This window comes from Halobacillus sp. BBL2006, from assembly GCF_000786645.1.
GTDB lineage: Bacteria > Bacillota > Bacilli > Bacillales > Halobacillaceae > Halobacillus.
This window is the reverse complement of the sequence record NZ_JRNX01000884.1, coordinates 1-3,219: the sequence shown is the minus strand read 5'-3', so window position 1 is coordinate 3,219 and position 3,219 is coordinate 1. Positions and strand designations below refer to the sequence as shown.

Annotated in this window: 3 protein-coding genes; all 3 read left to right on the top strand. The window is 42.7% G+C overall.

All coding sequences use genetic code 11. The annotated features are described in order from the left end of the window. Positions 1-968 (top strand): catalase-related domain-containing protein (locus LD39_RS20785; protein ID WP_035553294.1); only part of this gene is annotated, 968 nt, incomplete at its 5' end. 454 nt (positions 969-1,422) lie between these two features. Then, the gene (locus tag LD39_RS20780) at positions 1,423-2,805 is read left to right on the top strand and encodes a dipeptidase (protein WP_255349894.1); all 1,383 of its coding nucleotides are present in this window, start codon (positions 1,423-1,425) and stop codon (positions 2,803-2,805) included. Between the two features lie 187 nt (positions 2,806-2,992). Next, positions 2,993-3,157, top strand: a complete 165-nt coding sequence (locus LD39_RS22870; protein ID WP_156112705.1) for a hypothetical protein — start codon at positions 2,993-2,995, stop codon at positions 3,155-3,157. Positions 3,158-3,219: the final 62 nt, after the last annotated feature.

The following is a 3,219-nucleotide window of genomic DNA, read 5'->3' as shown; positions in this document are numbered from 1 at the left end:
TCTCTTATACAGATACGCAGCTGATCCGCCTCGGCGGTCCGAACTTCCATGAACTGCCGATCAACCGTCCGGTATGTCCGTTCCATAATAATCAGCGTGATGGATATGGACGTCATACGATCAATAAAGGCCAGGTCAGCTACCATAAAAATTCTTTATGGGATAATACTCCTGAAACAGTCAGTAAAGAAGAGGGCGGATATGAGCATTATCATGAGAAAGTAGAAGGTCGTAAAGTAAGAGCACGCAGTGAAAGCTTTAAAGATCATTTCTCTCAAGCAACTCTTTTCTGGAACAGTATGAGCGAACCAGAAAAGCAGCACATCATCAATGCTTTCAGCTTTGAACTTGGTAAAGTAGAAAGTGAGTCCGTAAGAAAACAAGTCGTTGACATGTTTGCCAATGTAAGCATGGATCTTGCGAAAGGCTTTGCTGAAAACATTGGACTGGAAGCACCATCAAATGGTGGTTCAGATGTAACCAAATCATCACCTGCCCTAAGCCAGGAAAACACGGTCAAATCACCTAAGACGCGAAAAGTTGCAGTCATTGCAGGCGAAGGATTTAAAGGAAATGCAGTGAACGAAATACTCAGCACTTTCAAATCTGAAGGCGTTACCGCTGAGATCGTCAGCCAAAAACAAGGGAAGCTTAAAGGTGAAGATGGTTCAGAACTAGCAATCGATCATACTTTCCAGACCGCAGACCCTGTGCTGTTTGACGCGATTTACGTAGCCGGCGGGGAAATTAATGATAAATCATTTAAACAAAGTGCCGTTTACTATGTGAGCGAAGCATTTAAACACTTCAAGCCGATCGGTGGAACGTTTGAAGGGAAACAATTATTGAAAGAGAATGATTTTGCAGGTCATAAAGGTGTGGTTGAGGGTGATGATTCTTCCTCATTCGCTAGTGAATTTGTAGAATCTATTGCTGCTCACCGCTATTGGGATAGGGAGCTTGTATAGAATTTTAGAAAGCCATCCATGTGTTTGGATGGCTTTTGTTGTTGTCTGGGAAATGATTTGGGTGAGGACTTTTTGCGGTGTGAGGCTGTATCTAGCTCCAGCGCCTGGCCCTTAGAGGGCATAAGTCAATCACTGAGCTATCCACTCCACCGCTTGCCTTATGATTGTCGAGCGCTCAAGGCGTTTGCGCTTTTGTTATTTTAATACAGGAAAAAGGAACGAATTTAGGTATGGATAGTTTCGAAGTGTCCAAATTAAGGGAATGAACTAATAAAATACTAAAATGAAGAGGTGTTTGTATGATTCGAACAATTTTGATGATCATCGGTTTAATTGTGGTTATTGGCTTCATTATTTCTATACTATAATTTAACGTGCTCACCTTTCCACTGGGTGAGTTTTTTTATGTCGTGTTCTCTTCATAAGTTTGTATAACACAACGTGGATTTATATAATACGTCTAAAGGAGGTTAACCAGATGAAAGAATTGATACAGTTACATAAAGATGAATTCATAGAACAATTGAAGCGGTTTTTATCGATCCCTAGCATATCCTCTTTATCTGCGCATAAAGGCGATGTTGTAAAAGGGGCAGAGTGGGTGGCAGATGCCCTGAAAGAGACCGGAATGGAGCATGTAGAAATCATTGAGACAAAAGGTCATCCGATTGTTTATGCGGACTGGATCCACACAGAAGGGAAACCGACTGTACTTGTTTATGGTCATTACGATGTTCAACCGGAGGATCCTCTGGATTTGTGGGAGACGCCGCCTTTTGAACCGACGATCAGAGATGGGAAAATTTTTGCTAGAGGGGCTACGGATGATAAAGGGCAGCTTTTCCTTCATATCAAAGCACTGGATCTCCTTTTGAAGGAAAATGGAGAGCTTCCCGTCAATGTGAAGTTCTGCATCGAAGGTGAAGAAGAAATCGCCAGTCCAAACCTCGGTCCGTTCATCAATGAAAATCAAGAAAAGCTAGTCTGTGACGCTGTCGTCATAAGTGACACCTCATTTATAGAAAAAGGCCAGCCTGCGATCTGCACATCCTTACGCGGAGCGCTTGCCATGGAGGTAACCGTAAAAACAGCCAATACAGACCTTCACTCCGGTACCTATGGCGGGGCCATTCCGAACTCCATCCATGCTCTGGTACATATTTTAGAGTCGCTTCATCATGAGAATGGCGAAATTGCTGTTGATGGCTTCTATAAAGGAGTGCCAGAAGTAACCGAGGAATTGAGGGGAGAAGTCGCCCAAATCCCTTTTGATGAAGAAAAAACGAAGCGCGAACTTGATCTGGATGCTCTGTTTGGAGAAGAAGGCTTTACCTTCCAAGAACGTGTCGGTATTCGTCCTACCCTTGAGATCAACGGTATTACAGGAGGGTTCCAAGGGGAAGGCTTGAAGACGATTGTTCCTAGTAAAGCAAGCGCGAAGATTAGTTGTCGTCTAGTTGGAGAGCAAAACCCACAGGCTATATATGAAGCCATAGAACAACATATGGAAGCTCATAAGCCTGCCGGTGCCAAAGTTGAAGTTCAGCAGTATATTCAGGCGAACCCTGTGGCCCTTGATTCTCGAAATCCTATGATTCAAACAGCAGCGGACGCCTACGAGGAAGTTTATGGCGTGCGGCCGCTCTTCCCTAAAGAGGGTGGATCGATTCCAATCGTTGAAGTGTTCTCAAGAGTGCTTGACGCCCCTGTCGTTTTAATGGGCTTCGGACTTCCATCAGAGAATCTACACGCACCGAATGAACATTTTCACATTGAAAACTTTGTGAAAGGGATGGAGACGGCGGCTTCGTATCTGAAGAAGCTTGGAAACCAATAAGAGAAAGAGTACGTGCCCGTGGCATGTACTCTTTTTTTATTGTGAAATTTAAAGAATAAGCGTATAAGGAAGAGTATACAAACATTTTTTAAAGAATTTACGGATTAATATTTACATGAAGCTGAATTTTGGTATTATATACAGGGATTTAATTAATAACCAATAGTGAAGAAAGGAGATCGAGCGCATGCTTACATCTCTTTATATGTTGAGTTTAACCGTCCTTCTTACGTTTTTAGTTTTATACGCAGTGGATAAGGTTATGACCCGTTTCAAGAAGGTGAACAAAGCTGTCACCCAGACAGAGCAAACTCCATCTGAACTGGAACTGACCGAATCTTATAAATCATAAATTCCAAAAAGGTGTCCCTTCAAACGAAAGGGCACCTTTTTTTGTGTTTTGTATGTAGTTTA

What these genes read in the sequence shown, in the direction of transcription:
- LD39_RS22870 (WP_156112705.1), top strand. Translation starts at nt 2,993, where the DNA reads ATGCTTACATCTCTTTATATGTTGAGTTTAACCGTCCTTCTTACGTTT.